This window comes from Jannaschia sp. W003 (assembly GCF_025144335.1).
Lineage (GTDB): Bacteria > Pseudomonadota > Alphaproteobacteria > Rhodobacterales > Rhodobacteraceae > Jannaschia.
This window is the reverse complement of sequence record NZ_CP083539.1, coordinates 1,244,668-1,270,260: the sequence shown is the minus strand read 5'-3', so window position 1 is coordinate 1,270,260 and position 25,593 is coordinate 1,244,668. Positions and strand designations below refer to the sequence as shown.

Sequence of the window (25,593 nt, the reverse complement as noted above, 5' to 3'; positions counted from 1 at the left end):
CCCCGATCCGCCTCGCCCATCCCGAGACGCCCCTCGCCCCGCTCCCTAGACGCCCCACCCCACCCCCGCTACACGCCCCCCGTCCCCGACCGGAGCGCCTCATGGACCACTTCCTCTACCGCGACGGCGTGCTCCACGCCGAGGACGTGCCCCTGCCCGAGATCGCGGCCAGCGTCGGCACGCCCGCCTACGTCTACTCCGCCGCCACGCTCCTGCGGCACCTGCGCCTCTTCGACGAGGCGCTCGCACCCCTGCCCCACCTCGTCTGCTACGCGGTGAAGGCCGCCGGCAACGTCGCCATCCTCAAGCTGCTCGGCGACGCCGGCGCCGGCATGGACGTGGTGTCGGAGGGCGAGTACCGCCGCGCCCGCGCCGCCGGCATCCCCGGCGAGCGCATCGTGTTCTCGGGCGTCGGCAAGACCCGCGCCGAGATGGCCCACGTCCTCCGGAACGGCATCCGCCAGATCAACCTCGAGAGCGAGCCCGAGATGCGCGCCCTCTCGGAGATCGCCGCCTCCATGGGCGTCGAGGTCCCCGTGACGGTGCGCGTGAACCCCGACGTGGACGCGAAGACCCACGAGAAGATCTCCACCGGCCTCGCCGAGAACAAGTTCGGCATCCCTATCGCCCGCGCCCGCGCGGTCTACGCCGAGATCGCCCGCCTCCCCGGCCTGCGCGCCGTGGGCATCGACGTGCACATCGGCTCACAGCTCACCGACCTCCAGCCGTTCCGCGAGGCCTATGCGAAGGTGGCGGACCTCACGATGGCCTTGCGCGCCGACGGCCACCGCATCGAGCGCCTCGACCTCGGCGGCGGCCTCGGCATTCCCTACGCCCGCTCCAACCTCGCCCCGCCGCTGCCCTCGGACTACGGCGCCCTGGTGCGGGAGACCGTGGGCCACCTGGGCTGCGAGATCGAGATCGAGCCGGGGCGCCTGATCGCCGGCAACGCCGGCATCCTCCTGGCCTCGGTGGTCTGGCGCAAGGGCGGCGAGGGCCGCGACTTCCTGATCCTCGATGCCGCCATGAACGACCTCGTCCGCCCCGCCATGTACGGCGCGCACCACGACATCGTGCCCCTGCACGAGCCGGCCCCCGGCGCCGAGACCGCGCCCTACGACGTGGTCGGCCCCGTCTGCGAGACCGGCGACACCTTCTGCAAGGCGCGCGAATTGCCGCACGTTCCCGAGGGCGGCGTGCTCGCGTTCCGCTCGGCCGGGGCCTACGGCGCCACCATGGCCTCGGAATACAACGCCCGCCCGCTGGTGCCGGAGGTGCTGGTGCAGGGCTCGGACTGGGCCGTGATCCGCCCACGCCCCTCCTACGAGGAGATGATCGGGCGCGAGGCCATTCCCGATTGGCTCGCCGCGCCCTAAGTTAAGGGGGTCCGACCGGGAGGGGCCCTTGACCCACGACGCGCTCGACCGCATCCGCCGCCAGCTCGCGCTGACCCGCCTCGGCCTCTGGGCCGAGCGGATCACCCACGCGCTCTGGCCGGCCTGGACGGCGCTGTTCCTCGGCGTCGCGGTCTGGGCCTCGGGCGTGGTCGCGCCGCTGTGGGAGGCCTCGCTGATCGCCGCCCTGGGCGTGTTGGCCCTCGTGCTCGCCGTGCTCGGCCTGCGCGGCTTCCGCGCCCCCACCCGTGCCGAGGCCGCCGCCCGCCTCGACGCCACGCTGCCCGGCCGCCCCATCGCCACGCTCTCGGACGACCTCGCCATCGGCGCCGCCGACGCGGGCGCGCGCTCGGTCTGGGCCGCGCACCGCGAGCGCCTCGCCCGCCGCCTCGGCGCCGCCCGCGCGGTCGCGCCCGACCTGCGCGTCAGCCGCCGCGATCCCTACGCCCTGCGCTACATGGCGCTCCTGCTCGCCGCCGTGGCCGTGACCTTCGGCACGCTCCTGCGCGTTCCAGCCGCCCCCGTGCTGCCCGGCGGCGCGGGCGGCGCCGTGGCCGCAGGCCCCGCCTGGGAGGGTTGGCTCCAGCCGCCCCGCCACACCGGCCTGCCCACGCTCTACCTCAACGAGATCGCGCCCGGCACCGTGGCCGTGCCCGAGGGCACGCAGGTGACGCTGCGCCTCTACGGCCAGCCCGGCGCGCTCTCGGTCTCCGAGACCGTCTCGGGCCGCGCGGAGGTGAACCCCGCCGAGCCGATCCAGGAGTTCGCCGCCACCCGCTCCGGCACGCTCGCCATCGACGGCGCCGAGACCGCGCCGCTCTGGTCGCTCGACGTGCTGCCCGACGCCGCCCCCACGGTCACGCTCGCCGGCGAGCCGGGCTTCGAGCACCCCGCCACCACCACGCTCCCCTGGGCCGCCGAGGACGACCACGGCATCACCGCGGCCCGCATCCGCCTCGCCCTCGACCTGGCCGCCGTGGACCGCCGCCACGGGCTGGCCGCGGACCCCGAGCCCATCGCCCCGATCGAGATGGACATGGCGCTGCCCATCGCCGGCAGCCGCGACGCCATCCGCGAGACGTTCCGCGCCGACCTCGCCAAGCACCCCCTCGCCGGCCTGCCCGTGCGCGCCACGCTCGAGGTCTCCGACGCCGCCGCGCAGACCGGCACCGCCGAGGCCGCCATCGTGCTGCCCGCCAAGCCGTTCTACGACCCCATGGCCGCCGCGCTCGTGGAGATGCGCCGCGACCTCCTGTGGTCGCGCGAGAACCGCCGCCGCACCGCGCAGGTGCTGCGCGCCGTGTCCTGGCGCGGCGACGACACCTTCGACAACCCGTCCGCGTACCTCATCGTCCGCATGGCGATCCGCAAGCTGGAGGGCGTGGACGCCCTCGACGTGCCCCTGCGCGACGAGATCGCCGAGATGCTCTGGGAGGCCGCCACGCGGCTCGAGGAGAACTCGCTCGACTCCGCCCTCGAGCGCCTGCGCCAGGCCGAGGAGCGCCTGAGCGAGGCGATCCGCAACGGCGCGCCGCCCGAGGAGATCGAGCGCCTGATGGCCGAGATGCGGCAGGCGATGGACGACTACACCCGCCAGCTCGCGCAGCAGGGGGGACAGCAGGGCCAGCAGCAGCAGGCCGAGGGCGAGACCCAGGAGGTCACGCCCGACATGCTCGACCAGATGATGGAGCGCATCGAGGAGCTGATGGCCCAGGGGCGCACCGCCGAGGCGCAGGAGCTGCTGCGCCAGCTCCAGGAGATGATGGAGAACCTCCAGGTCACGCAAGGACAGGGCAGCGGCCAGGGTGGCCAGCAGCAGTCGCAGGGCGAGCAGTCCATGGACGACCTGCGCGACACCCTGCGCGAGCAGCAGGGCCTGAGCGACGACGCCTTTCGCGAGCTGCAGGAGCAGTTCGACCCCGCCCCCGGGCAGGGCGAGCAGCAGGGCCAGCAGCAAGGCCAGGGCCAGCAGCCCGGCCAGGACGGCCAGCAGGGCGAGGGCCAGCAGCCGGGCCAGCAGGGCCAGGGGCAGCAGCCCGGCACGCAGGGCGGCCAGGGACAGGCGCAGGGCGAGCCCGGCGGCGGCACCACGCCCGAGGCCCTCGCCCGGCGCCAGGGCCAGCTGCGCCGGCAACTCGACGGCCTGCGCGAGGGCCTGCCGCAGACAGGCGGCGAGGCCGGCGAGCGCGCCGCCGAGGCGCTGGACCGCGCCGGCCGTGCCATGGACGACGCCGAGAGCGACCTCGCCGAGGGCAACCTCGGCGGCGCCCTCGACGACCAGGCCCGCGCCATGGACGCCCTGCGCGACGGCATGCAGGAGCTGGGCCGCGCCCTGGCCGAGGAGCGGCAGGACGGCCAGCCCGGGCAGGGCCAGGGCCAGGCCGCCGAGCGCACCGGCGACGGCTTCCGCCGCGATCCCCTTGGCCGCCGCTCCGGCGAGGGCGCGCGGCTGGGCACCGACGAGGAGTTCCTCGGCGGCATTGACGCGGCCCGCCGCGCGCGCGAGCTGATGGACGAGATCCGCCGCCGGTCGGGTGAGCGGGAGCGGCCCGAGGTGGAGCTCGACTACCTGCGGCGGCTCCTGGAGCGGTTCTAGCCCGGCCCGCAGGGGGGCTCCGCCCCCGGCCCTTCGGGCCTCCCCCGGGATATTCGGGGCCAGAGGAAGGGGGGCGTTTGGGTGGGGAGAGCTGGGCGCGTCTTCCCGGCGGTCTCGCGACGACCTGCGCCACCGCGTTCGCGCCCGGCATCGGTCCACCGGACCGATCCCGGGCGGCGCTCACTCCTCCGTGGGCGTGAGCCAGTCCGCGAGATCGCCGGCGCCCTCGTCGATGCGGATGCGCATGCCGTCGACCCAGGAGGCGTAGTCGCGCAGCGGCTCCTCCAGCGAGGGCACGGCTCCGGCGATCAGCGGCGCGTAGATGTAGACCAGCGCCGCGAGCACCGCGACCAGCAGCACCGACACGAAGCCGAGGCGGAAGCCCCCGCGCCGCGGCGCCTCCTCCTCGGGGGGCTGCTCGGCCCCGGCGGCCTGCTCGGCGGCGCGCTCGTCGGGCCGCAGCGTGGAGTTGATCTCCTCGATGTCCGGCAGGAGGTCGCGCCGCGCCGGGGCGGGCGCGGCGGCGGCGGCAGCGGCAGCGGCAGCGGCCGGCGGCGCCGGCTCGGGGGCCGGCCGCTCCTCCGGCGGATCGCGGTCGCGGGCGCGGGCCAGCGCCGCGGCGGCGGCGATGCGGGCGCGCTCGCGGGCCCCCACCGTGGCCGGATCGTCGTCGGCGGCGGGGGGCGGCGTCGCGGACGCGGGCTCCGCGGCGGCCTCTGGCTCCGGCGCCGTGCGGGCCTTCGCCGCGGCCGCCTTCGCCGCGGCCTCCGCGTCGGCGGCGCGCAGCTGAGCCTCGCGCTCGCGCTCCTGGCGCAGCACGTCGAGCACCGCCTCGTCGGGACGCCGGCGCCGCGGCGCCTCGGCGGGGGCGTCCTCCGGCTCGGCTCCGGTGTCCGCCTCCGCGTCGCCCTCCGCCCCGGCCGGCGCCGGACGCCGCGCGTCCGCCGCATCCTGGAACCAGGTGGCGCCGCAGTTCGAGCACTGCACGTCCCGCCCGCCCGGGGGGATCAGATCGGCGTCGATCTCGTACTTGGCCCCGCAGCTGGGGCAGGTCAGGCGCATGGGGGCACGGTCCTCGCCTCGCCGCAATCGCCCCGACCCTAGCGACGGGAGACGGGGGGGCAACCCGTCGTTGCCGCACCGGCAACGGCCGCGTGGCGGATATGCAAGATTGCGGCGTCCCCGTGGCGCTGGCATAGGGGCCGCGGCGGGGGCGGATGGCATGATCGAGCTGAAACAGGCCGGATACAGCTACGGGCGCGGCGCGCTCCTGCGCGAGGTCGACCTCCTGCTCGCCCCCGGATCGTTCCACTTTCTGACCGGCCCCTCGGGCGCCGGCAAGACCACCCTGATGAAGATGCTCTACGGCGAGCTCAAGCCCACCGAGGGCGAGGCGCTGCTGTTCGGCACCGACAGCCGCCGCATCGACCGCGACCGCCTCGCGCGCATCCGCCGCCGCGTGGGCGTGGTGCACCAGGACTGCCGCTTCCTCGACCACCTCTCCATGGACGAGAACGTCGGCCTGCCGCTCCGCGTCGCTGGCCAGGACCCCGCGAGCTTGCGCGCCGACCTCGACCAGCTCCTCGGCTGGGTCGGCCTCGGGCACCGCACCGACGCGCGCCCGCCCGAGCTGTCGGGCGGCGAGCGCCAGCGCGCGGCCCTCGCCCGCGCCGTGATCATGGACCCCGACGTGATCCTGGCCGACGAGCCCACCGGCAACGTCGACTGGGAGATGTCGCAGCGCCTCCTGACCCTGCTCGCCGAGCTCAACCGCATGGGCAAGGCGGTGATGGTGGCGACCCACGACCTCGGGCTGATCCGCGCCGCCAAGGGCATGGTGCAGGCCCGCGTCCTGCGCCTCGCCGGCGGGCGCCTCACGGTCGCCGGGGCCGACCTTTGAGCGCCGTCGCCGCGGCGACGGGGCGCCTGCGCGCCCTGGCCGAGATCGCGCTCGGCGACCGCGACGCCGACCGCGTGGTGCCGCCCGCGGGCCACACCGTCTGGCTGACCGTGGTGGCCTCGGGCGCGATGGCCTTCCTCGCCGTCTTCGCGCTGGCCCTGTCGCTGGCCTCGGCCCGCCTCGCCGACCGCTGGGCCGAGGGCCTCGCCCGCGCCTCCACGGTGCGCATCAGCGCCCCCGCCGGGCAGGGCGACGCCCAGGCCCGCGCGGTGCTCGCCATCCTCGCCTCCACCCCCGGCGTGGAGCGCGCGCGCGAGATCGGCGCAGATGAGCGCGCGGCCCTCCTTGCCCCCTGGCTCGGCCCCGACCTGCCGCTCGACAGCCTGCCCCTGCCCCGCCTCGTGGAGGTCGAGGAGGGCGAGGACTTCGACGCGCAAGGTTTGCGCCTGCGGCTCCAGGCCGAGGTGCCCGGCGCCGTGCTCGACGACCACACCCGCTGGCGCGCCCCCCTCGTCCATGCCGCCGAGCGCCTGCGCAGCCTCGGCTGGCTCGCCCTCGGGCTGATCGCCGTGGTGACGGGCGTGACCATCACCCTCGGCGCCCAGGCGGCTCTGGCCGCCAACACCGAGGTGATCCGCGTGCTGCGCCTCGTGGGCGCGCGCGACAGCTTCGTGGTGCGCGCCTTCACCCGCCGCTTCACGCTGCGGGCGCTCGCGGGCGCCGCCGGAGGCGCGCTGCTCGGCGCGCTCGCCATCGCCGCCCTGCCCGCCGCCGAGGGCGCGGGCGGCTTCCTCACCGGCCTCGGCTTCTCGGGCGCGGGCTGGCTCCTGCCCGCCGCGATCCCGCCGCTCGCCGCGCTGGTGGCGTTCCTGGCCACCCGAAGCGCCACCGCGCGCGCCCTCCGGAGGTTCGAATGATCCAGTGGCTCCGCAGCCTCGCGCTCAACGTCGCGGTCTACGCCTGGCTCCCGGTGATCGGCCTCGCCTACCTGCCGTGGATGCTGGTCTCGCGCCGCGGCGCGCGGGCGGGCTGCCGGCGCTACTGCCTCGACGTGCAGCGGATGCTCCCCGTCATGGTCGGCCTCCACCCCGAGATCCGCGGCACGCCCCCCACGGGCGAGGGCATGGTGGCCGCCAAGCACCAGAGCTTCCTCGACGTGCTGATGATCTACGGCGCCGTGCCGCGGGGCTTCTTCATCATGAAGTCGATCCTGCGCTACGCCCCCGTGGTGGGGCAGTACGGCATGCGCATCGGCTGCATCCCCGTCCAGCGCGGCCGCCGCGCCGAGGCCATCCGCCACATGCTCGCCCAGCTCGCCGCCGGCGAGCGCCGGGGCGGCCAGCTCATCATCTACCCCCAGGGCACCCGCGTGGCCCCGGGCGCCGACAAGCCCTACAAGGTGGGCACCTTCGCGATCTACGAGATGCTGGGGCAGCCCTGCTACCCGGTGGCCACCAACGTCGGGGTCTTCTGGCCCAAGCGCGGCGTCCTGCGCCGCCCCGGCCGCGCCGTGGTGGAGTTCCTGGAGCCGATCCCGCCGGGGCTGGGCCGCCAGGCCTTCATGGAGACGCTGGAGCGGCGCATCGAGACCGCCTCGAACCGGCTGATGGCCGAGGCCGGCTTCCCGGTCGGCCCGCCGCCGCACCCGCCCGTGGGCGACCCGCTGCGCCGCGCCGTGCACGAGACCACCGGCCTGCCGCCCCTGGAGCCGGCGCGGGAGCGGGACTAGGCCCCGCCCCGCGCCGCGCCGCCTCAGCCCACGAGGCCGTTCCACTCCGGCTCGGCGGCCGCGTCCGGCTCGCCGAGCGGGTGCGACAGCAGGTCCGCGTAGTCCGGCATCACCGTGCTCTCCTTGACGTTGCGCTTCGCATCGACGTGGAGCTCCACGCCCGCCTCGGGCACGCCGTAAGAGGCGTGGAACACGAAGTAGTCGTCGGGCGTGCCCTCCTGCTCGATCTCGAACATCATGTAGCGCCGGCCCTCGGCGTCGCTGACCCAGTAGTAGGCCTCGGCGAAGATCTTGGCGCCGTTGCCCACCTCCTGCCCGTTCACGTCCCGGACCGAGGCCGTCTGCCCGGTCTCGTCGTCGGCGTACTCGCTGCGAACGTTGTCGCCCGACAGCGAGACGTCGTCGTCGTCCACGGTGACCGTGAGCGTGGCCGCCGAGGGCAGCATGATGGTCTGGCCGACGTAGAGGTTCTCGTGGCCGCCCCTGACGAGGTCGAACTCGTTGTAGGCGGTGAAGACGTACTCGTCCTCGGGCACGGGCGGGGGCTGCACCGCGCCGCCGGCGAGGTCGGCGTAGTCCGGCAGGATCGTGCTCTCCCGGGCGTTCACCTTCTGCTCCACGTGGAGCTGCACCCCGGGCGCCGGGACGCCGTAGGCGGCGTGGAACGCGAACAGGTCGCCGCTCGCGCCCTCCTGCTCGATCTCGACCAGCACGTAGCGGTTCCCCTGGTCGTCGCTGACCCAGTAGAAGGACTCGGCGTAGATCCGGCCGCCGTTGCCCGTCTCGCTGCCGTCCGCGCCGAGGATCGAGGCGCTCTGGCCGGTGTCGTCGTCGGCCCGCTCGCCGACCCGGTTGTCGCCCGACAGCGTGCCGTCGTCGTCGAGCACCGAGACCGTGACCGTGGCCTCGCCCGGGACGACGATGGTGTCGCCGACGTGGAAGTTCTTCTGGCCGCCGATCGTGAGGGACGCCTCGGACATCGCGGTGAACTGGTAGGTGTCGTAAGGCATATGGTGCTCCCCCTGCCCTTAACCCCGCGGGGGCGCGGACATCGCGCGCCGGCGGCGCCGGAGTGTGCGCCTCCGGCGTCGATCTGACAAGGTTACGCAGCGTAAGAGTTCGCCTCCGCGGCGGCGTCGGGGGGCCTTCCGCGGGACGGGGGCGCGCGCCTTCAGTCTGCGGCGGTGGGCAGCACGTCCGAGGGCGTCACGGTCTTGCCCACGGGGCCGAAGGCCGGCGTGCGGGCGAACTCGCGGATCAGCCGCTCCAGCTCGCCCTCCATCACCGCGGCCAGCGCCACGGGGCGGTCGCCCCAGGTGGCCTTGGCGGAGATCACCGAGACGATGCGCATCTCGTCGCCCTGGCGCACGAACACGGGCGCGCCCGACGATCCGAAGTCCACGGAGCACGAGAGCACCAGGATGTCGCTGTCGCGGGCCAGCACCTCGCAGGCCCCCTCGCGCGAGGGGGCGTCGGCGCGGTCCTTGGCGTAGCTCACCACCTGCACGGTCTCGCCCTCGCGCACCCGCATGTGGGTGCGGAACGGAAGCACGTTGCCGTTGCGCACGGGGCGGTCCAGCTCGAGGAGGGCGAGGTCGGCGCCGATGCGGTCCAGCCGCTCGGCGGACTCGAAGGTGTAGGCGGGGTGGATCACCACGCGGCGGATGCCGCGGTAGGCCTCGGCGCGGCCGAAGCGCAGGCCGGCCTGGAACTCGATCTCCCCGATGGCGACCCGCTCGCCGGTGACCTTGTCGAACAGGCAGTGCGCCGCGGTGATCACCACCTCCGAGGTCACCAGCGAGGCGGTGCAGAAGCCCCGGTCGCCGAAGTTGAGGCGGCCCACCGCCTCGTAGCCCCGCGTCTGGTCGGCGGTGGCCAGCGTCTCGAGGCTGTCGGCCCAGGAGGCCCCGGCGACCATCAGGGCGCCCAGCATCCCGAACGCCGCCTTTCGAAGAAATGTCCGCATGCGCCTCTCCACCGTTCACCGCCTGGCGACAACCTGCGGGCCGATCGGGACGGGGACGGGGCCGGTCAGGCGCGCAGGCGGGGCGTTTCCGGGGCGCGCGGCGCGGAATGGGGCTCGAATGCGGCGATCGCGGGCGGCACCGGCCCGCCCGTGGCCCAGTCGAGCAGCTCCACGGTGTGCACCACCGGCGCCCCCGCGGCCGTGCCGATCTGCATCATGCAGCCGATGTTGCCGGCCGCGATCACGTCCGGGCGCCGCTCGGCCAAGGTCGCCACCTTGCGCGCCTTGAGCTGCTTCGAGATTTCCGGCTGCATCAGGTTGTAGGTGCCCGCCGAGCCGCAGCACAGATGCGCGTCGCGCGGCTCCACCACCTGGAAACCCGCGCGCTTGAGCAGGTCCTTCGGCGCCGACTTCACCTTCTGCCCGTGCTGGAGCGAGCAGGCCGCGTGGTAGGCGACCCGCATCGGCCCCCGCCCCTCGGCCTCCGGCAGCCGCTCCGTGGGAACGCCCCCCACACCGTCGCGCGCCGGACGCGGCGGGGTCTCGAACGGGTGGTCGGCGGGCAGCAGCTCCACCAGCACCTCGCTCACGTCGCGGGCGATGGCCGACACCGCCGCCGCCTTCCCGGCCATCGCGGGGTCGGTGCGGAACATGTGCCCGTAGTCCTTCACCGTGGTGCCGCAGCCGGAGGTGTTCACCACGATGGCGTCGAGCCCCCCGCCCTCCATCTCGCGCGTCCACGCCTCGATGTTGCGCGCCGCGAAGCCGTGGGAGCTCTCGGTCTTGCCCATATGGTGCGTCAGCGCCCCGCAGCATCCCATGCCGTCCGGGATCACCACCTCGGCCCCCAGCCGCGTGAGCAGGCGGATCGTGGCGTCGTTGATGTCGGTGTTGAGGGCCCGCTGGGCGCAGCCCGTCATCAGGGCCACCCGCATCCGCCGCTCGGGGCGCTCCGCCTGAAAGGTCTGCGGATCGTCGTTGCGGCTCACGGGCGGGATCACGGCGGGCGCCATCTCCAGCATCGCCCGCAGGCGGGCGTCGGGGACCAGCCGCCGGAAGGGCCGCCCGATCTTGGCGGCCAAGAGGGCGAGGCGGAAGCGGTTCGGATAGGGGAGCACCTGCGCCAGCACCCAGCGCAGCGCGCGGTCGCGCCAGGGGCGCTCGTAGGTCTCCTCGATGTAGGCGCGGGCGTGGTCGACGAGGTGCATGTAGTGCACCCCCGACGGGCAGGTCGTCATGCAGGCGAGGCAGGACAGGCACCGGTCGATGTGCTTCACCGTGTCCGCGTCGGCAGGCCGCCCCTCCTCCAGCATCTGCTTGATGAGGTAGATGCGTCCCCGGGGGCTATCGAGTTCGTCGCCCAGCACCTGGTAGGTCGGGCAGGTCGCCGTGCAGAAGCCGCAGTGCACGCAGGCCCGCAGGATCTCGTTGGAGCGCGCGGTGTCGGGGTCGCGCAGCTGCTCGGGCGTGAAGGTGGTCTGCATGTCAGGCGGTCTCCGGGGTGCGGAACAGCGCGCGCGGATCGAAGCGCTCGCGGATGCCGCGCTCCAGGGCGGCGACGGGCGCGGGCTGCGGCGGGGCCTCGTGGGGGCCGGTGACGCGCATGGCGTGGCCGTCGAAGGGCGGCAGCGCGGCGCGCAGGTCGGAGCCCTCGGCCACCCGCAGCCACACCAGCCCCCCGCCCCAGTCGATCAGCGCGGCCTCGGCGCGCTCGGCGCCGACGACCGCGGGCGCCTCGGAGGGCCGGCAGTGCACCCGCCACACGTCGCCCGCGCCCGCGACGGCGCGCGCGTCCCGCACGTCGCGCCAGAGCACGGCGCCGTCCTCGATCCGCTCCGCCTCGCCCCAGGGGGCCAGCACGCGGGCGAGCGCGCCGGCGCGGTAGTCCACCGATCCAGGCAGGCCCTCGACGCGCAGCACCGTGCCCATGTCCCCATGCGCGGCCGCGTTCACCTCGAAGGGCGAGCCGAGCGCGGCGGCCATCGCCCGCACCGCCTCGCCCACGTCCAAGCCCCGCAGCCGCAGGGTGGCGGCGGCGGGCGCGGCGGGCAGCACCTTGAAGGCGACCTCGGTCAGCACGCCCAGCGTGCCACGGCTTCCGGCCATCAGCTTCACGAGGTCGTAGCCGGTGACGTTCTTCATCACCCGCCCGCCGTTCTTGATCGCGGTCCCGGTGCCGTCCACGAACCGCACCCCGATCATGGCATCGCGGCAGGCGCCCGCCACCACGCGGCGGGGGCCCGAGGCGTTGACGGCAGCCGCGCCGCCGATCGTCGGCTCGCCCGAAGTGCCCAGCAGCGCGCGATGGTCCATCGGCTCGAACGGCAGGCGCTGGTTCTCGGCTGCCAGCGCCGCCTCGACCTCCGCGACGGGCGTCCCCGCCCGCGCCACCAGCGTCAGCGCGCCCGGCTCGTAGAGCACGATGCCCGAAAGCCCGGCGGTCGTCAGCGCCTCGCCCGCGCCGGGCCGGTGCCGCGTGGCCCCGCCGCGCACCGAGAGGGGCCCGTTCGCCCCGCGCACCATCTCGGCCAGCTCGGCCTCGGATTCGGGTCTCAGCACGGCGCACGCCCTCCCGGTCGGAAACCTGACCGATCCGCAGGCCCCCGAACCATCGACGCCGCAGGGGTGCACGGGGGGTGCACGGGGGGTGTACGGGGGGCACCCCCCCGACACCCACCCCGTTCCGGTCCGATTCCCTGACCAATCCCCATGACCACCCCGTTAACCATCCGCGCGCCCCCCTGCCCGTCTTTGCTTCCCAAATACCTCCGCCGGAGGCATCCGACCGCTCAACCGGCACGCCGCCCGGCGGTGGATGCCAACGGAAACACCTTCGCCGGATTCAGCAGCCACCCAGGATCGAACGCGTCCTTGACCCGCATCTGCGCCTCCATGTCCTCGGGCGCGAACTGGTGAGTCATCAGGTCCCGCTTCTCGACCCCGACCCCGTGCTCGCCCGTCAGGCACCCGCCCACGTCGACGCACAGGCGCAGGATGTCGGCGCCCATGGCCTCCACCGTCTCCAGCGCGCCCTCGGCGTTGGCGTCGTACATGATGAGGGGATGCATGTTGCCGTCGCCCGCGTGGAACACGTTGCCGACCTTCAGGCCGTAGTGCTCCGACAGCTCCCCAATGCCCCGCAGCACCTTCGGCAGCTCCGAGACCGGGATCGTCCCGTCGAGGCACATGTAGTCGGCCACCCGCCCCGTGGCGCCGAAGGCCGACTTGCGGCCCAGCCAGATGCGCGCCGACTCGTCCTCGGACCGGCTCTCGCGCAGCTCCACCGGGTCATGCCGCCGGGCGATCTCGGTGATGGTCGAAAGCTGCTCCTCGATCTCCGCTTCGGAGCCTTCCACCTCCACGATCAGCAGCGCCTCGCAGTCCGGGTAGCCCGCGCCCGCGAAGTCCTCGGTGATGCGGATGATGGGGCGGTCCATGAACTCGATGGCCACGGGCAGGACGCCGGCCTTGATGATGTCGGCCACGCAGGCGCCCGCCACCTCGTTCGAGTCGAAGCCGATCAGCACGGGCCGCGCGCCCTCGGGCTTGGGCAGGATGCGCAAGGTGGCCTCGGTCACGACGCCGAGCTGCCCTTCCGAGCCGCACACCACGCCCAGCAGGTCCAGCCCGCCCGCGTCCATGTGCGCGCCCCCGAGGTCCACCACCGTGCCGTCCATCAGCACCATGCGCACGCCGAGCAGGTTGTTGGTGGTGACCCCGTACTTCAGGCAATGCGCGCCGCCCGAGTTCATGCCGATGTTGCCGGCGATGGCGCAGGCGAGCTGCGAGGAGGGGTCGGGCGCGTAGAACCAGCCCTCGCCCTCGACCTCGCCGGTGACCGAGAGGTTGGTGCGGCCCGACTGCACGCGGATGACGCGGTCGGCGTAGTCCACCTCGAGCACGTCCGTGAGGCGCGCGGTCCCGAGGATCACGCTGTCGGCGGTGGGCAGCGAGCCGCCCGCGAGCGAGGTGCCCGCGCCGCGCGGCACGACCGGCACGCCCATCTCGTGGCAGACCCGCAGCGCGGCGGCGACCTCCTCCGTGGTGCGCGGCAGCACGGCGGCCAGGGGCGGGCACTTGTAGGCGGTGAGCGCGTCGCACTCGTAGGCCTTGAGCTCGGTCTCGCTCCCGATGACGCTCTCGGCGGGCAGGACGGCGCCGAGGCGCGCGAGCAGCTCGTCCCTGCGGGCCAGCGCGAAGCGGTTCGGCTCGGGCATCTGCATGGGGGGCGTCCTCCGGGGGTGACAGGGGCGTGATTGGTAAAGTAATATGACCAATTTCCGGGGAAGGCAAGGAAAGCGGCCGGTGATAGGCCCGCGACATGATCGCCGACCTCCTCGTTAACATCTCGTTAACCGACTCGGTTGCCCTGGGCGTGCTCGGTCTCGGCTGGGCCGGCTCCACCTGGGCCATCGAACACCCGCCCGCGGGGCGCCCCTCCGTCGGCCTCCTGATGGCGCGCTACCGCCATGCGTGGATGCGCGAGATGATCGGCCGCCAGCCCCGCGTGTTCGACGCCCAGATCCTCGGCAGCCTGCGCCAGGGCACCACGTTCCTGGCCTCCGCCGCCCTCATCGCGGTGGGCGGCGTGCTGGCGCTCGCGGGCAATGCCGAGCGGCTCGAGAGCCTGGCCCTGGACATGCTCTCGGACGCCCAGCCGACGCTGTTCCTGCAGGCCAAGCTGATGCCCGTGGCCCTCCTGCTGGCCCATGCGGTGTTCAAGTTCATCTGGTCGAACCGCCTGTTCGGCTACTGCGCCGTGGTCATGGCCTCCACGCCCAACGACGCCTCCGACCCCCTTGCCCCGGTCCGCGCCCGGCAGGCCGCCGATCTGAACGCGCGAGCGGCCGTGAACTTCAACCGCGGCCTGCGCTCGATCTACTTCGCCTTCGCCGCGCTGGCCTGGCTCCTCGGCGGCTGGGCGCTGCTTGCGGCTACCCTGCTCACCCTCTGGGTCGTGCTCGGCCGCGAGTTCGCCTCGCAGAGCCGCGCCGTGCTGCTGGAGGATTGATGGACTGGGTCAAGATCATCCACCTGCTGGCCGTGTTCGGCTGGATGGCCAGCGTCTTCGCGGTACCCCGCGCGTTGATCTACTGGCGCCGCGACTGGGAGCTGCGGGGCGAGCAGGGCCCCATCGGCGACCTGACGTTCCGCCTCTACCGCTTCTCGGCCGGCCTCGCCGTGATCGGCGTGGCGCTGGGGCTGTGGCTGGCGACCTGGTGGGGCTGGCCGAGCTGGACCCACTGGAAGACCCTCTTCGTGGCCGTGCTGGCGGGGCACTACGCCTGGACCGGCCTCATGGTGCGCGACGCCCGCCGGGGCCGCTTTCCCCGCTCCGACCGCTGGCTGCGGGTGTTCAACGAGGCGAGCGTGGTCGTCTTCCTCGCCATCCTCTGGGCTGTGGTGGCGAAGCCCTGAGCCTCACGCAGATGCGACTGGACCGCGCCCGCGCCCGCGCGCAGGCTCGGCCCATGCACCGCCTCCTCGCCGTCCTTCTCCTCGCCCCCCTGCCCGCCCTCGCGGACGCTCCGGAAGTGGTCGCCGTCGAGGCCGCGCGGACCGGAACCGAATGGCGCTTCGCGGTCACGGTCCGCCACGCCGACGCCGGCTGGGACCACTACGCCGACGCCTGGGCCGTCCTCGACGCGGACGGCACCGAGATCGCCCGCCGCACCCTCCTCCACCCCCATGTCGACGAACAGCCCTTCACCCGCAGCCTCGGCGGCGTGGCCCTCCCCGAAGGTACCCGCTCCGTCCACGTCCGCGCCCACGACACCGTCCACGGCTGGGGCGAGGCGGTCGAGGTGGCATTGCCCTGAAGGGCTACCAGGGCGCGGGCCCGTCCTCGTTCCACTGGCCGAACACGTGCTCGCGGTGCCAGCGCAGCGCCTCGCGGCTGGGGTGGTCGCGCGCATCGGCGGGCAAGCGGATCTGTCGGTCGGGGACCAGGAGGCGTGCGGCCACGTCGCCGGGCACCTTGTTGCCCGACACGAGGATCGAGAGGTCGCCCGCCACCGACACCAGCCCCCGGTCGAACATCCAGTGAAGCGTGCCCGACAGCGCCAGCCCGTTGCGCACCGAGTCGCTGCCGCCCCGCGCCACCGGAACGATGTGCGCCGCCTCGACTTCGGGCCGCCCGCCCCCGTTGCGCAGCGTCAGCCCCGACAGCGCGCAGCGGTGCCCGTAGGCTTCGCGCACCCGGCGGCGGAAGGCCATGTCGCGGAAGGCCCGCCGCGTGAGGCGCTCGATCACGGGGCGGTCGAAGGCGGTGATTGGCTCCGCGAGGCCGGGCCCGGCGGGGTCGTAGCGCCGGGCCTCCACGGCCTCCAGGTCAGCGGGCAGGCCCCGGTTCACAATGGCGGCGAACTCGGCGTCGGGCAGGCGGCGAACGGCGGACATGGCCTGTCCTCCTCGGATCGGAGAACCATCCGCCGCCCGCAGGGCCGACTCCAACGGGCGTCCACCGTCCAGCCGCGGCACCGGGTCGACGAGCGGCAGATACGTCTCCGGGGTGATCTCGGCGAAGTGGTGACCGGGATTGCCGTCGCTTCGGACGATGTCCGCGATGTGCGCGACGGCGAAGTAGCGTTGAGCGCGCCGTCCCGGTTCGTAGTAGACGATCCAGTCCCCGACCGCGTCCCGCATCCGCGAGAGATAGACGTCGGGAAATTCGTAGCGCACCGGAGGCTCGTCGTCGTAACCCGAGCCCAACTTGTGCATGAGGACCAGCTTCGCCATGCGCCCAGGAAACCCCGCAAGGCTGTGGGGGCAAGCCCGCTTTCGGTTATCGGAGCACTAAGGACGCCGCCCTACCCCCGCACCACCTGCTGCGCCGCGCCCGCGAGCAGGAGGTAGAGGCTCGCCAGTCCGAACAGGCCCGCGGCGAGGGGCGGCAGGCCGAACTCGCCCCAGGAGGCGACCACGGCCAGCACCATCCAGACGGTCGTGATCGCCAGGGTCAGGGGGCGCCAGCGGCGGGTGCGGACGGGGTGGACGAAGCGCACCGGCAGGAACATTGCCGCCGAGAGCACCAGCGCGACCACCAGCGTCAGCCAGGGGTTCGGCTCGGTCACGAAGACCACCAGCGCCACCATGTTCCAGCAGCCGGGGAAGCCCTCGAACGAGGCGTCCTCGGTCTTCATCTGCGTGTCCGCGAAGTAGAGCGCCGAGGCGAAGGGCACCACGATCAGCACCCCCCAGCCGGCCCAGCCGGGCACGAGGCCGCTCGCGTAGAGCGCGTAGATCGGGATGAAGACGTAAGTGAGGTAGTCGATGATGAGGTCGAGCAGCACGCCGTCGAAGCGCGCCGCGTGCAGCGTCACCTCCCAGCGCCGCGCGAGCGGCCCGTCGACGCCGTCCACCACGAGGGCGGCCAGCAGCCACAGGAACATCCAGGACCACGCCGTCTCCACGGCGGCGAGCAGCGCGAACATGGCGAACACCGCCCCGGAGGCGGTGAGCGCGTGGACGGAGAGGGCGCGGGTGCGGGGCCACATGGGGCGAGACTTGCCCGCCGCGCGGGGGGATGTCGAGCGGAAGCCGGGGTGCGCGCGCGGGCGCGCCTAGCGCGCGACGCGCACCTCCTCGAGCGGGTAGCCCAGCGCGTCGCGATCGGCGAAGGCCGCGTGGCAGTCGTGGCAGAAGGCCTGGGTGTGGTCGACGTAAGCGCCGTTCTCCATGACGGCGGAGTAGCGCCAGCCGTCCGTCTCGGGCGCGCCGTCCACCTTCTCCATGAGGAACAGCGGCCCGACCCGGGGCACGCCGCCCTCGCCCACCGCGATGGACTCCTTGGCTAGCACGGAGCCCACGGGCATCTCGAACCCCTCCTCCTCGAAGCGCAGGTACTGCTCGGCGGCGACGGGGTTGGCGAAGGTCAGCAGGAAGCGCTCGCCGTGGGGACCGGCCACGGCGGGGCGCGTGGCGGCCGCCGTCCAGCCGCGGTAGGCCACGGCGGCCGGGTCGCCGCCGGAGGCGTAGCCCGCGGCCATGCGCGCCTCCATGCAGCCGTAGAGCTCGGACACGCCCGCCTCGCCCAGCTCCCAGGGGTCGCCCTCCACGACGTAACCCTCGGCCCCGGCGGGGGCGGCGAGCAGGAGCAGGACGGCGGCGGTGGCGGCGGTGCGGGACATGGGGGCTTCCTTCGGTTGCATGCCCCGACGGTGACGCGGCGTCCGGTCACGTGCATCCGACGTCTGCGTGAACGCGCGCCTTCGTTGACAGCCGTGACCGGATGGGCTTTGCGGAACGCTTCACGCAACGGAGGTTTCCCGATGATCCCGCCCCTCTTGCCGACCTACAACCGCGCCCCGCTCGCCTTCGAGCGCGGCGAGGGCTCGTGGCTGGTGGAGCGCGGGGGCGGGCGATACCTCGACCTCGGCGCGGGCATCGCGGTGAACGCGCTCGGCCACGCCCACCCCGCGCTGGTGGAGGCGCTGACCGCGCAGGCCGGCGCGGTCTGGCACACGTCGAACCTCTACGAGATCCCCGCCCAGCAGCGCCTGGCCGAGCGGCTGGTGGAGGCGACCTTCGCGGACACCTGCTTCTTCACCAACTCCGGCACCGAGGCCTGCGAGCTGGCGGTAAAGATGGCGCGCAAGCACTTCTCGGCGCAAGGGAGCCCCGAGCGCCACGTGATCCTGGCCTTCACCGGCTCGTTCCACGGGCGCTCCTCGGCGGGCATCGCCGCGGCAGGGTCCGAGAAGATGACCGCGGGCTTCGGCCCGCTGCTGCCGGGCTTCCGCCACCTGCCCTTCGGCGACCACGCGGCCTTCGAGGCCGCCATCCGGGAGCCGGACGTCGCCGCGGTGATCCTGGAGCCCGTGCAGGGCGAAGGCGGCATCGTGCCCGTTCCCGACCAATGCCTGAAAGGCGTGCGCGAGGCCTGCGACCAAGTCGGCGCGCTGATGATCCTCGACGAGGTGCAGTGCGGCATGGGACGGACCGGCAGGCTCTTCGCCCACGAATGGGCCGGAGTCGCGCCCGACATCATGATGGTGGCCAAGGGCATCGGCGGGGGCTTCCCGCTGGGCGCCCTGCTGGCCACCGAGGCCGCCGCCTCCGCCATGACGGCGGGTACCCACGGCTCGACCTACGGCGGCAACCCGCTGGCCTGCGCCGTGGGCAATGCCGTGGTGGAGATCGTCGCCGACGAGGCGTTCCTCTCCGAGGTCCGCCGCAAGGGCGGGCTCCTGCGCCAGGGGCTGGAGGGCCTCGTGGCCGCACACCCCGAGGTGTTCGAGCGGGTGCAGGGCGCCGGGCTGATGCTCGGCCTGCGCTGCCGCATCCCCGTGGCCCGCGTGATCGAGGCGGCGTGCGCGGAGTCCCTCCTCCTGGTTCCAGCCGCCAACGAGACCGCTCGCATCCTGCCGGCCCTCAACATCGAGGACGCCGACATCCGCGAGGCCCTCGACCGCCTCGACCGCGCCGCGGCCGCCGTGACGGCGCCCGCCTAGAATCTTTGTTTCCAAAATACCTCGGGGGGCCCGGGGGGCAGCGCCCCCCGTCGCTCTCCGCGAGGAGCCTGCCCATGCCCCATTTCCTGGACCTCGACCGCACCCCCCGCGAGGACCTGCGCGCGATCCTCGACACCGCGCGCGCCATGAAGGCCGCGCGCGGCGACCGCCCGCGCGGCACGCCCGACGACGCGCTGCCTCTCGAGGGCCGCGTGGTGGCGCTGATCTTCGAGAAGCCCTCCACCCGCACCCGCATCTCCTTCGACGTGGGCGCGCGACAGATGGGGGCGACCACGATGGTGCTGTCGGGCGCCGACATGCAGCTCGGCCACGGCGAGACGGTCGGCGACACGGCGCGGGTGCTCTCGCGCTACGTGGACCTCGTGATGATCCGCACCTTCGGCGCCGAGATCCTCCACGAGATGGCCGAGCACGCCACCGTGCCGGTGATCAACGGCCTGACCGACAGCTCGCACCCCTGCCAGCTCATGGCCGACGTGATGACCTACGAGGAGCACCGCGGCCCCATCGAGGGCGCGCGGGTGGCGTGGATGGGCGACGGCAACAACGTGGCCCAGAGCTTCCTGCAGGCCGCCGAGCGGTTCGGCTTCGACATGACCTTCTCGGGCCCCGAGCAGCTGGATCCGGACCCCCGCCTGATGGAGCGGCTGCGCGCCTCGGGGCGGGACGCGCGGATCGAGCGCGACCCCGCGCGCGCCGTGGCCGACGCCGACCTCATCGTCACCGACACCTGGGTCTCGATGGGCGACGCCGAGAGCTCGCGCCAGCGGCGCCACAACCTCCTGCGCCCCTACCAGGTGAACGAGGCGCTGCTTGGGGCCGCGCCCGAAAGCGCGCTCGTCATGCACTGCCTGCCTGCCCACCGAGGCGAGGAGATCACGGACGCGGTGCTCGACGGGCCGCGCTCGGTGGTGTTCGACGAGGCCGAGAACCGGCTCCACGCGCAGAAGGCGATCATGCGGTGGTGCGTGGGGGCCTAGCGGGCCTCGCGCAGCGCCTGCACCGCCTCCAGGACGGGGGCGCGCACGGAGCGCTGGTCGCCGGCGTTCACCAGAACGAACAGGGCGCGCCCGGCGGCGTGGTCGATCTCCATCACCGCCCACCACAGGGTGTTCGAGCCGACGTGGTGCAGGCGCCCCTCGTCGTCCACCCGCCATCCCATCGCGTACGCCTCGTCGAGCTGCAGCCGCTCCCAGCTGTCGGGCGAGAGGTAGCCTTCGTCCCAGGCAAGGTGCGCGGCGAGGAAGGCGGCGAGGTCCGCGGCGCCGGAGTGGACCGTGCCCGCCGGGCCCATCAGCGCGGGGTTGTCGGCGTCGGCGGCGCCCGGCGCCACGGCGCGGGGGCCCGGCCCGTGGCCGTGGTTGCGGGGCGGCGGGCCGAAGCCCGCGCCCGTCATGCCGAGCGGCTCGAACACCTCGCGGCGCATCAGCGCCTCCCAGGTCTCGCCGGCGGCGGCCTCCAGCATGGCGGCGGCCACCACGTAGCCGACGTTGCTGTAGAGGAACCGCCCCGGCGTGCCGCCTGCGATCGGCAGGCGCAGGGCGGCCCGGACGAAGCGGTCGCGGCTGGGCGCGCCCCGGGCGAGCGGGCCGGGCATGTTCGGCGGCAGGCCCGCGCGGTGCGCGAGCAGCGCCGCCAGCGTTGCGTCGCCGTAGCGCCCCGGCTCGGGCAGGAGGTCGGCGACCGTGGTGTCCCAGTCCAGGAGACCCCGCTCCACCAGCCGCGCGGCCAGCGTCGCGGTCATGGCCTTCGTGAGCGAGCCGAGATGCCAGCGGTCGTCCTCGGTCGTGGCGGGCCCGCGCAGGGTCTGCCGCTTGCCCGCCACGGCCACGCGCGCGCCCTCGGCGGTCACGAGGCCCACCGCAGCGCCGGGCACGCCGGGGTGGCGCGCGACGCCTTCGGCAATGGTCTCGATGGAGTCGGCGGCGGCGGGCCATGCCACGAGGAGCAGGAGGAGCGCCGCCGCCCGCCTCACGGCTTGAGCCGGTAGCCCGTGCGGAACATCCACCACGCCAGTCCCGCCATCAGGGCGGTGGAGAGGGCGACCACCGCGAAGCCCAGCGCCGGCGGGCTGTCGGAGACGCCCAGCACCGCGTGGCGCAGCCCGTCGATCAGGTAGAACACCGGGTTGGCGTGGCTGAGCGCGCGCATCACCGGCGGCAGGGTCTCGATCGAGTAGAAGGTGCCCGACAGGAAGCTGAGCGGCGTCACGATGAAGTTCGTGATCGCGGCGATCTGGTCGAACTTGTTGGCGAACACCCCCGCCACGATGCCCAAGGCTCCGAGGAACGCGCCACCCAGCGCAACCCACAGGATGGTGAGCAGCGGGTGCGCGACCCACAGGCCGATCAGCGGGAACATCACCAGCACGATCGCGGCGGCGACCAAGAGGCCCCGCGCCACGCCGCCGGCGAGGAAGCCCGCCACCAGCTCTCCGGCCGAAAGGGGCGGCATCAGCGTGTCCACGATGTTGCCCTGCACCTTCGAGATCACGATCGACGAGGACACGTTGGCGAACGAGTTCTGGATCACCGTCATCATCAGGATGCCGGGGGCGAGGAAATGGACGAAGGGCACGCCCATCACGTCGCCGCGCGCGGGGCCGATGGCGAGGCTGAAGATCAGCAGGAACAGGCCCGCGGTCACGAGGGGGGCGGCGAGGGTCTGGGTCCACACGGCGAGGAAGCGTCGGATCTCGCGCTCGGCCAGGGTCCACAGGCCCAACCAGTTCACGCGGCCGAATCGGCGCACCCCGTGCTCGCGTGTGGCGGTATCGGTTGCCAAGGCGCTGGCCCCTCTGATATCTGGGTCGACTTGCGGGCCAGGAGGCCTCGCGACCGTATGACACCCCCGCCCGGGGACCGCCAGCGCCCGGGCGCGCGGCGGCGCGCGGGCCGGGACGAGGAGGACGACCGATGGCCTGGACCGACGACCGCGTCGAGACGCTCAAGCGGATGTGGGGCGAAGGGGCCTCGGCTTCGCAGATCGCCAAGGAGCTGGGCGGCGTGACCCGCAACGCGGTGATCGGCAAGGTCCACCGCCTCGGCCTGTCGAACCGCAACAAGGACGAGGAGCCCGGCGCCGCGGCCGAGGCCCCCGCCGAGCCCGCGCCGCCCCCCGCCCCCGAGGCGGAGCTTCCCGAGCCCACCGAGGTGGTCGCCGCCGCCGAGGCCGGGGCCGCGAAGGACGACGCGAAGGAGGCCCCCGCCCCCGAGGCGGACGAGGAGGACGACGACGACGAGCCGCGCACCATGGCCGCCGTGCCCCACGGCGCCACCGTGACCCCGATCCGCAAGCCGCTCATGGCCGGCCAGCCGCTGCCCCCGCAGCCCTCGGCCAACGAGATCAGCCCCGAGGCGCTGGCCAAGGTGAACGCGGTCGAGAAGACCGCCAAGAAGCTGGGCCTGATGGAGCTGACGGAGCGCACCTGCAAGTGGCCCATCGGCGACCCCGCGACGCCGAAGTTCTGGTTCTGCGGCCTGCCCGTGCAGGCGGGCAAGCCCTACTGCGAGGCCCACGTCACGGTCGCCTTCCAGCCCATGTCCTCGCGCCGCGACCGCCGCCGCTAGGCGCGACCTCCCGGCCGGCGCCCCCTCGCGCGCCGGCCCGCCTCCCCCCACGCTCCACCGGCGCGCGCCCCGCGCCGGCTCCCTCCCCCGAAAGGCACCGCGCATGGCCAACCTGATCGTGAACGGGGGGCGTCCCCTGCACGGCACCATCCGGCCCAACGGCAACAAGAACGCCGTGCTGCCGATGCTCTGCGCCTCGCTGCTCACCTCGGACCCGGTGCGCCTGTCGAACGTCCCCGACATCACCGACCTGCGGAAGTTCATCGAGTACTTCCGCGCCATCGGCTCGACGGTGGAGCACGACGCCGAGGCGCAGACCCTCGAGGTGCGCCACGCCGAGACCCTGAGCGAGAGCGCCGTCGAGAAGCTGCCCCTGCGCATCCGCTCCGCGATCATGCTGCTCGCGCCGATCCTGCTGCGCCACGGCCACCTGTGCTTCGACGTGGACGCCAAGGGCTGCGCGCTGGGCATCCGCGAGATCGACCCGCACATCGACATCCTCAAGCGCTTCGGCGCGCGCATGGCGCCCGGCGACGTGGTGGACCTGACGCTCGCCAACCGCCCCGCGGGCCAGTCGATCTGGGCCGAGTACGCCTCCGTGACCGCCACCGAGACGTTCCTGCTGATCGCCTCCATGTCGACCGGCACGAGCGTGCTGACCAACGCCGCCTCGGAGCCGCACGTGCAGGCCCTGTGCCACATGCTCGTGGAGATGGGCGCCGAGGTGGAGGGCATCGGCACCTCGCGCCTCACGGTGCGCGGCGTGGAGACGCTGGGCGGCGCCGACCGCCGCGTGCCCGACGACCACCACGAGGTCGCGACCTTCCTCGCCCTGGGCGGCGTGTCCGGCGGTCAGGTCACCGTGGAGACCGACATCCTCGACGAGATGCCGCTGATCCTCGACCAGTTCGCGAAGCTCGGCCTGATCTTCGTGCGGGGGCTGGGCTCCGTCACCGTGGCGGGCTGGACGCGCGACGTGGTCACGCCCCTGACCGCGCAGATGACGCCCAAGATCGAGGCCGCGCCCTGGCCCTACTTCCCGGCCGACCTCCTGCCCCAGGCGATCGGCGTGTCGGTGGGCTGCCACGGCGACGTGATGTTCTGGAACAAGGTCTACGAGGGCGCCATGGGCTGGTCGGGCGAGCTGGCCAAGTTCGGCGTGCGCTGCCACCTGAGCGACCCGCACCGGCTGATCGTGTTCGGCGGCAACAAGCTCAAGCCCGCCGAGGTCGAGGCGCCCTACATCATCCGCGTGGTGGTGGGGCTCCTGATCGCCGCCATCCAGATCGAGGGCTCGTCGCGCATCCTCAACGCCGACCCCGTCAGCCGGGCGCATCCGAGGTTCGTGGAGAACCTCACCTCGCTGGGCGCGGACCTGCGCTGGGACTGATGGTTGGCGGGGGCTCTGCCCCCGGCCCCTGCGGGGCCTCCCCCGAGGTATTTGGGGCGAGGTGAGGAAGGGGGCGGGTTACTCCTCCGGCGCCGCTTCCTGCGCAGTGGCGGTGCCCCGGCGGGCGCGGACGACGCCGATCACGAGAAGGGCCAGGTAAATCGCGGTGGCGCCCACGGCGAAGAGCCAGATGCGGGTGAGCATGAGGCCGATCACGACGGCGGCGCCCAAGAGCACGTAGACCGCGTTGTCGCGATCGATGCGCATGGCCTTGAGCGACACGGTGCGGAAGCGCGCCACCATCAGCACCCCCACGCCCACGGTCCAGCCCGCCACCAGCAGCGGCGCGCCCCGCAGGTCCACGATCTCGGCGAGGTGGAGGAACACCGGGAACAGCGCCAGCATCGCCCCCGCCGGCGCGGGCACGCCCACGAAGTGGGTCGACACATCCTGCCCGGGGTCCTTGGCCATGACGTTGAACCGCGCCAGCCGCAGGCAGCAGCAGATCGCGAGGAACAGGGCGGCCACCCAGCCGACGCCGTAGAGGTCCGACAACGCGAAGCGGTAGACCAGCAGCGCCGGAGCCACGCCGAAGCACACGAAGTCCGACAGCGAGTCCAGCTCCGCCCCCATGGGCGAGGCCGCATCGAGCCGCCGCGCCAGCATGCCGTCGAGCGCGTCGATCAGGGCGGCGAAGATCAGCAGCCCCGCAGCCAGCCAGAGCGTGGCGTCGATCGAGAAGCGGATCGAGGTGAGGCCCGCGCTCAGCCCGAGGATCGTGACGAGGTTCGGCAGCAGCGCCACCAGCGGCATCCGCGAGCCTTGGCGCCTCGCCATCTCAGACGGTCCGCGCGGTCGCCGGCGCGTTCTCGCCCAGCACCGCCAGCACGGTCTCGCCGGAGGTGCAGGTCTGCCCCACCGAGACCCGCGGCGCGGTGCCCCGCGGCAGGTAGACGTCGAGGCGCGAGCCGAAGCGGATCAGGCCGAAGCGCTCGCCGCGCTCGAGGATCGCGCCCTCCTGCACCTCGCACAGGATGCGCCGCGCCACGAGGCCGGCGATCTGCACCACGCCGATGGTGGTGCCGTCGTCCATGGTCAGCGTCATGCCGTTGCGCTCGTTCTCCTCGGAGGCCTTGTCGAGCTCGGCCGACAGGAACTTGCCGGGGCGGTAGGCGATCTGCGTGACCGTGCCCTCTACGGGGGCGCGGTTCACGTGGCAGTCGAACACCGACATGAACACGCTCACGCGGGTGCGCGGCTCGGGACCGAGGCCCAGCTCCGAGGGCGGGATCGCCGGACCGATCAGCGAGACGACGCCGTCGGCGGGCGAGACCACGAGGCCCTCATCCTGCGGCACCACGCGGTTCGGGTCGCGGAAGAAGTAGTAGCACCAGACCGTCAGGCCGAGGCCGATCCAGCCCAGCGGGTCCCACACGAGGAACAGCGCCAGCGAGACGGCGGCGAAGATCGCGACAAAGCGCGGCCCCTCGCGGTGGAGGGGCTTGATGACGGTGGATTTCAGATCGACGCTCATGGGCGCGAGGTAGCGCGGGCCGGGGGCAGGGTCCAGCGCGGC

General features: G+C 73.6%; 25 protein-coding genes. 12 read left to right on the top strand and 13 right to left on the bottom strand.

Going from position 1 to position 25,593, the window contains the following annotated elements:
* Positions 1-101: 101 nt before the first annotated feature.
* Both lysA and K3554_RS06095 read left to right on the top strand, forming a co-directional pair.
* Positions 102-1,376 carry a diaminopimelate decarboxylase gene (gene lysA / locus K3554_RS06100; RefSeq protein WP_259944947.1) on the top strand — a complete coding sequence of 425 codons (1,275 nt, stop codon included), beginning with the start codon at positions 102-104 and terminating at the stop codon, positions 1,374-1,376.
* 28 nt (positions 1,377-1,404) lie between these two features.
* Positions 1,405-3,990 (top strand): DUF4175 domain-containing protein, encoded by a 2,586-nt coding sequence (locus tag K3554_RS06095; RefSeq protein WP_259944946.1) that lies wholly within the window; start codon positions 1,405-1,407, stop codon positions 3,988-3,990.
* Between the two features lie 180 nt (positions 3,991-4,170).
* Here K3554_RS06095 and K3554_RS06090 read toward each other — a convergent pair whose 3' ends face one another.
* Positions 4,171-5,052: a zinc-ribbon domain-containing protein gene (locus tag K3554_RS06090; RefSeq protein ID WP_259944945.1), complete on the bottom strand. Its 882-nt coding sequence runs from the start codon at positions 5,050-5,052 to the stop codon at positions 4,171-4,173.
* Between the two features lie 160 nt (positions 5,053-5,212).
* Between K3554_RS06090 and K3554_RS06085 the strand changes: the two genes are divergently transcribed.
* From K3554_RS06085 to K3554_RS06075, 3 genes are read left to right on the top strand one after another with little or no spacing between them, the layout of a single operon-like run.
* A complete protein-coding gene (locus K3554_RS06085) occupies positions 5,213-5,890 on the top strand; it encodes a cell division ATP-binding protein FtsE (protein WP_259944944.1) in 678 nt (225 codons plus the stop codon).
* Positions 5,887-6,807 carry an ABC transporter permease gene (locus K3554_RS06080; RefSeq protein ID WP_259944943.1) on the top strand — a complete coding sequence of 307 codons (921 nt, stop codon included), beginning with the start codon at positions 5,887-5,889 and terminating at the stop codon, positions 6,805-6,807. Before K3554_RS06085 ends, K3554_RS06080 begins: the two co-directional genes overlap by 4 nt.
* The gene (locus tag K3554_RS06075; RefSeq protein WP_259944942.1) at positions 6,804-7,619 is read left to right on the top strand and encodes a 1-acyl-sn-glycerol-3-phosphate acyltransferase; all 816 of its coding nucleotides are present in this window, start codon (positions 6,804-6,806) and stop codon (positions 7,617-7,619) included. Before K3554_RS06080 ends, K3554_RS06075 begins: the two co-directional genes overlap by 4 nt.
* Before the next feature lie 23 nt (positions 7,620-7,642).
* On the opposite strand, the gene K3554_RS06070 is transcribed toward K3554_RS06075, so the two are convergent.
* The 5 genes from K3554_RS06070 to K3554_RS06050 all read right to left on the bottom strand — a co-directional run bounded on the left by K3554_RS06070 (position 7,643) and on the right by K3554_RS06050 (position 13,808).
* Positions 7,643-8,629 carry a hypothetical protein gene (locus K3554_RS06070; RefSeq protein ID WP_259944940.1) on the bottom strand — a complete coding sequence of 329 codons (987 nt, stop codon included), beginning with the start codon at positions 8,627-8,629 and terminating at the stop codon, positions 7,643-7,645.
* A 161-nt stretch (positions 8,630-8,790) separates the two neighbouring features.
* Positions 8,791-9,585 (bottom strand): serine protease, encoded by a 795-nt coding sequence (locus K3554_RS06065; protein WP_259944938.1) that lies wholly within the window; start codon positions 9,583-9,585, stop codon positions 8,791-8,793.
* A 65-nt stretch (positions 9,586-9,650) separates the two neighbouring features.
* The gene (gene glcF / locus K3554_RS06060) at positions 9,651-11,069 is read right to left on the bottom strand and encodes a glycolate oxidase subunit GlcF (RefSeq protein ID WP_259944937.1); all 1,419 of its coding nucleotides are present in this window, start codon (positions 11,067-11,069) and stop codon (positions 9,651-9,653) included.
* Position 11,070: 1 nt separating this feature from the next.
* Positions 11,071-12,141 carry an FAD-binding protein gene (locus tag K3554_RS06055; protein ID WP_259945802.1) on the bottom strand — a complete coding sequence of 357 codons (1,071 nt, stop codon included), beginning with the start codon at positions 12,139-12,141 and terminating at the stop codon, positions 11,071-11,073.
* A gap of 233 nt (positions 12,142-12,374) precedes the next feature.
* Positions 12,375-13,808 carry an FAD-linked oxidase C-terminal domain-containing protein gene (locus tag K3554_RS06050; protein WP_259944936.1) on the bottom strand — a complete coding sequence of 478 codons (1,434 nt, stop codon included), beginning with the start codon at positions 13,806-13,808 and terminating at the stop codon, positions 12,375-12,377.
* A gap of 98 nt (positions 13,809-13,906) precedes the next feature.
* On the opposite strand from K3554_RS06050, the gene K3554_RS06045 reads away from it, so the two are divergent.
* The 3 genes from K3554_RS06045 to K3554_RS06035 are packed head-to-tail and all read left to right on the top strand — an operon-like array spanning position 13,907 to position 15,404.
* Positions 13,907-14,596, top strand: a complete 690-nt coding sequence (locus K3554_RS06045) for a DUF599 domain-containing protein (protein ID WP_259944935.1) — start codon at positions 13,907-13,909, stop codon at positions 14,594-14,596.
* Positions 14,596-15,003, top strand: coding sequence for a CopD family protein (locus tag K3554_RS06040; protein WP_259944930.1), 408 nt, complete (start codon positions 14,596-14,598; stop codon positions 15,001-15,003). Before K3554_RS06045 ends, K3554_RS06040 begins: the two co-directional genes overlap by 1 nt.
* 53 nt (positions 15,004-15,056) lie before the next feature.
* Complete coding sequence (locus K3554_RS06035) at positions 15,057-15,404, top strand: hypothetical protein (protein ID WP_259944928.1); 348 nt, start codon at positions 15,057-15,059, stop codon at positions 15,402-15,404.
* Between the two features lie 4 nt (positions 15,405-15,408).
* On the opposite strand, the gene K3554_RS06030 is transcribed toward K3554_RS06035, so the two are convergent.
* The 3 genes from K3554_RS06030 to K3554_RS06020 all read right to left on the bottom strand — a co-directional run bounded on the left by K3554_RS06030 (position 15,409) and on the right by K3554_RS06020 (position 17,714).
* Positions 15,409-16,323, bottom strand: a complete 915-nt coding sequence (locus K3554_RS06030; RefSeq protein ID WP_259944925.1) for an HNH endonuclease — start codon at positions 16,321-16,323, stop codon at positions 15,409-15,411.
* Between the two features lie 71 nt (positions 16,324-16,394).
* Positions 16,395-17,081, bottom strand: a complete 687-nt coding sequence (locus K3554_RS06025) for a phosphatidylcholine/phosphatidylserine synthase (protein WP_259944923.1) — start codon at positions 17,079-17,081, stop codon at positions 16,395-16,397.
* A 66-nt stretch (positions 17,082-17,147) separates the two neighbouring features.
* Positions 17,148-17,714 carry a cytochrome P460 family protein gene (locus tag K3554_RS06020; RefSeq protein WP_259944921.1) on the bottom strand — a complete coding sequence of 189 codons (567 nt, stop codon included), beginning with the start codon at positions 17,712-17,714 and terminating at the stop codon, positions 17,148-17,150.
* A gap of 141 nt (positions 17,715-17,855) precedes the next feature.
* Between K3554_RS06020 and K3554_RS06015 the strand changes: the two genes are divergently transcribed.
* A complete protein-coding gene (locus tag K3554_RS06015; protein ID WP_259944919.1) occupies positions 17,856-19,037 on the top strand; it encodes an aspartate aminotransferase family protein in 1,182 nt (393 codons plus the stop codon).
* Positions 19,038-19,111: 74 nt separating this feature from the next.
* The gene (gene argF / locus K3554_RS06010) at positions 19,112-20,038 is read left to right on the top strand and encodes an ornithine carbamoyltransferase (protein WP_259944917.1); all 927 of its coding nucleotides are present in this window, start codon (positions 19,112-19,114) and stop codon (positions 20,036-20,038) included.
* On the opposite strand, the gene K3554_RS06005 is transcribed toward argF, so the two are convergent.
* Together K3554_RS06005 and K3554_RS06000 are read right to left on the bottom strand one after the other, a co-directional pair.
* Positions 20,035-21,033 carry a serine hydrolase gene (locus K3554_RS06005; protein WP_259944915.1) on the bottom strand — a complete coding sequence of 333 codons (999 nt, stop codon included), beginning with the start codon at positions 21,031-21,033 and terminating at the stop codon, positions 20,035-20,037. The genes argF and K3554_RS06005 overlap by 4 nt on opposite strands.
* Entirely contained in the window at positions 21,030-21,791 is a 762-nt protein-coding gene (locus tag K3554_RS06000; RefSeq protein WP_259944913.1) for an ABC transporter permease, read from the bottom strand. The genes K3554_RS06005 and K3554_RS06000 overlap by 4 nt, the downstream gene beginning before the upstream one ends.
* Positions 21,792-21,973: 182 nt before the next feature.
* On the opposite strand from K3554_RS06000, the gene K3554_RS05995 reads away from it, so the two are divergent.
* Together K3554_RS05995 and K3554_RS05990 are read left to right on the top strand one after the other, a co-directional pair.
* Positions 21,974-22,627, top strand: coding sequence for a GcrA family cell cycle regulator (locus tag K3554_RS05995; RefSeq protein ID WP_259944911.1), 654 nt, complete (start codon positions 21,974-21,976; stop codon positions 22,625-22,627).
* Between the two features lie 103 nt (positions 22,628-22,730).
* Complete coding sequence (locus K3554_RS05990) at positions 22,731-24,017, top strand: UDP-N-acetylglucosamine 1-carboxyvinyltransferase (protein WP_259944908.1); 1,287 nt, start codon at positions 22,731-22,733, stop codon at positions 24,015-24,017.
* A 78-nt stretch (positions 24,018-24,095) separates the two neighbouring features.
* Here K3554_RS05990 and pssA read toward each other — a convergent pair whose 3' ends face one another.
* On the bottom strand, positions 24,096-24,854 hold the full coding sequence (gene pssA / locus K3554_RS05985; protein WP_259944906.1) for a CDP-diacylglycerol--serine O-phosphatidyltransferase: 759 nt from the start codon (positions 24,852-24,854) through the stop codon (positions 24,096-24,098).
* Between the two features lies 1 nt (position 24,855).
* A complete protein-coding gene (locus K3554_RS05980) occupies positions 24,856-25,551 on the bottom strand; it encodes a phosphatidylserine decarboxylase (protein ID WP_259944903.1) in 696 nt (231 codons plus the stop codon).
* Positions 25,552-25,593 lie beyond the last annotated feature (42 nt).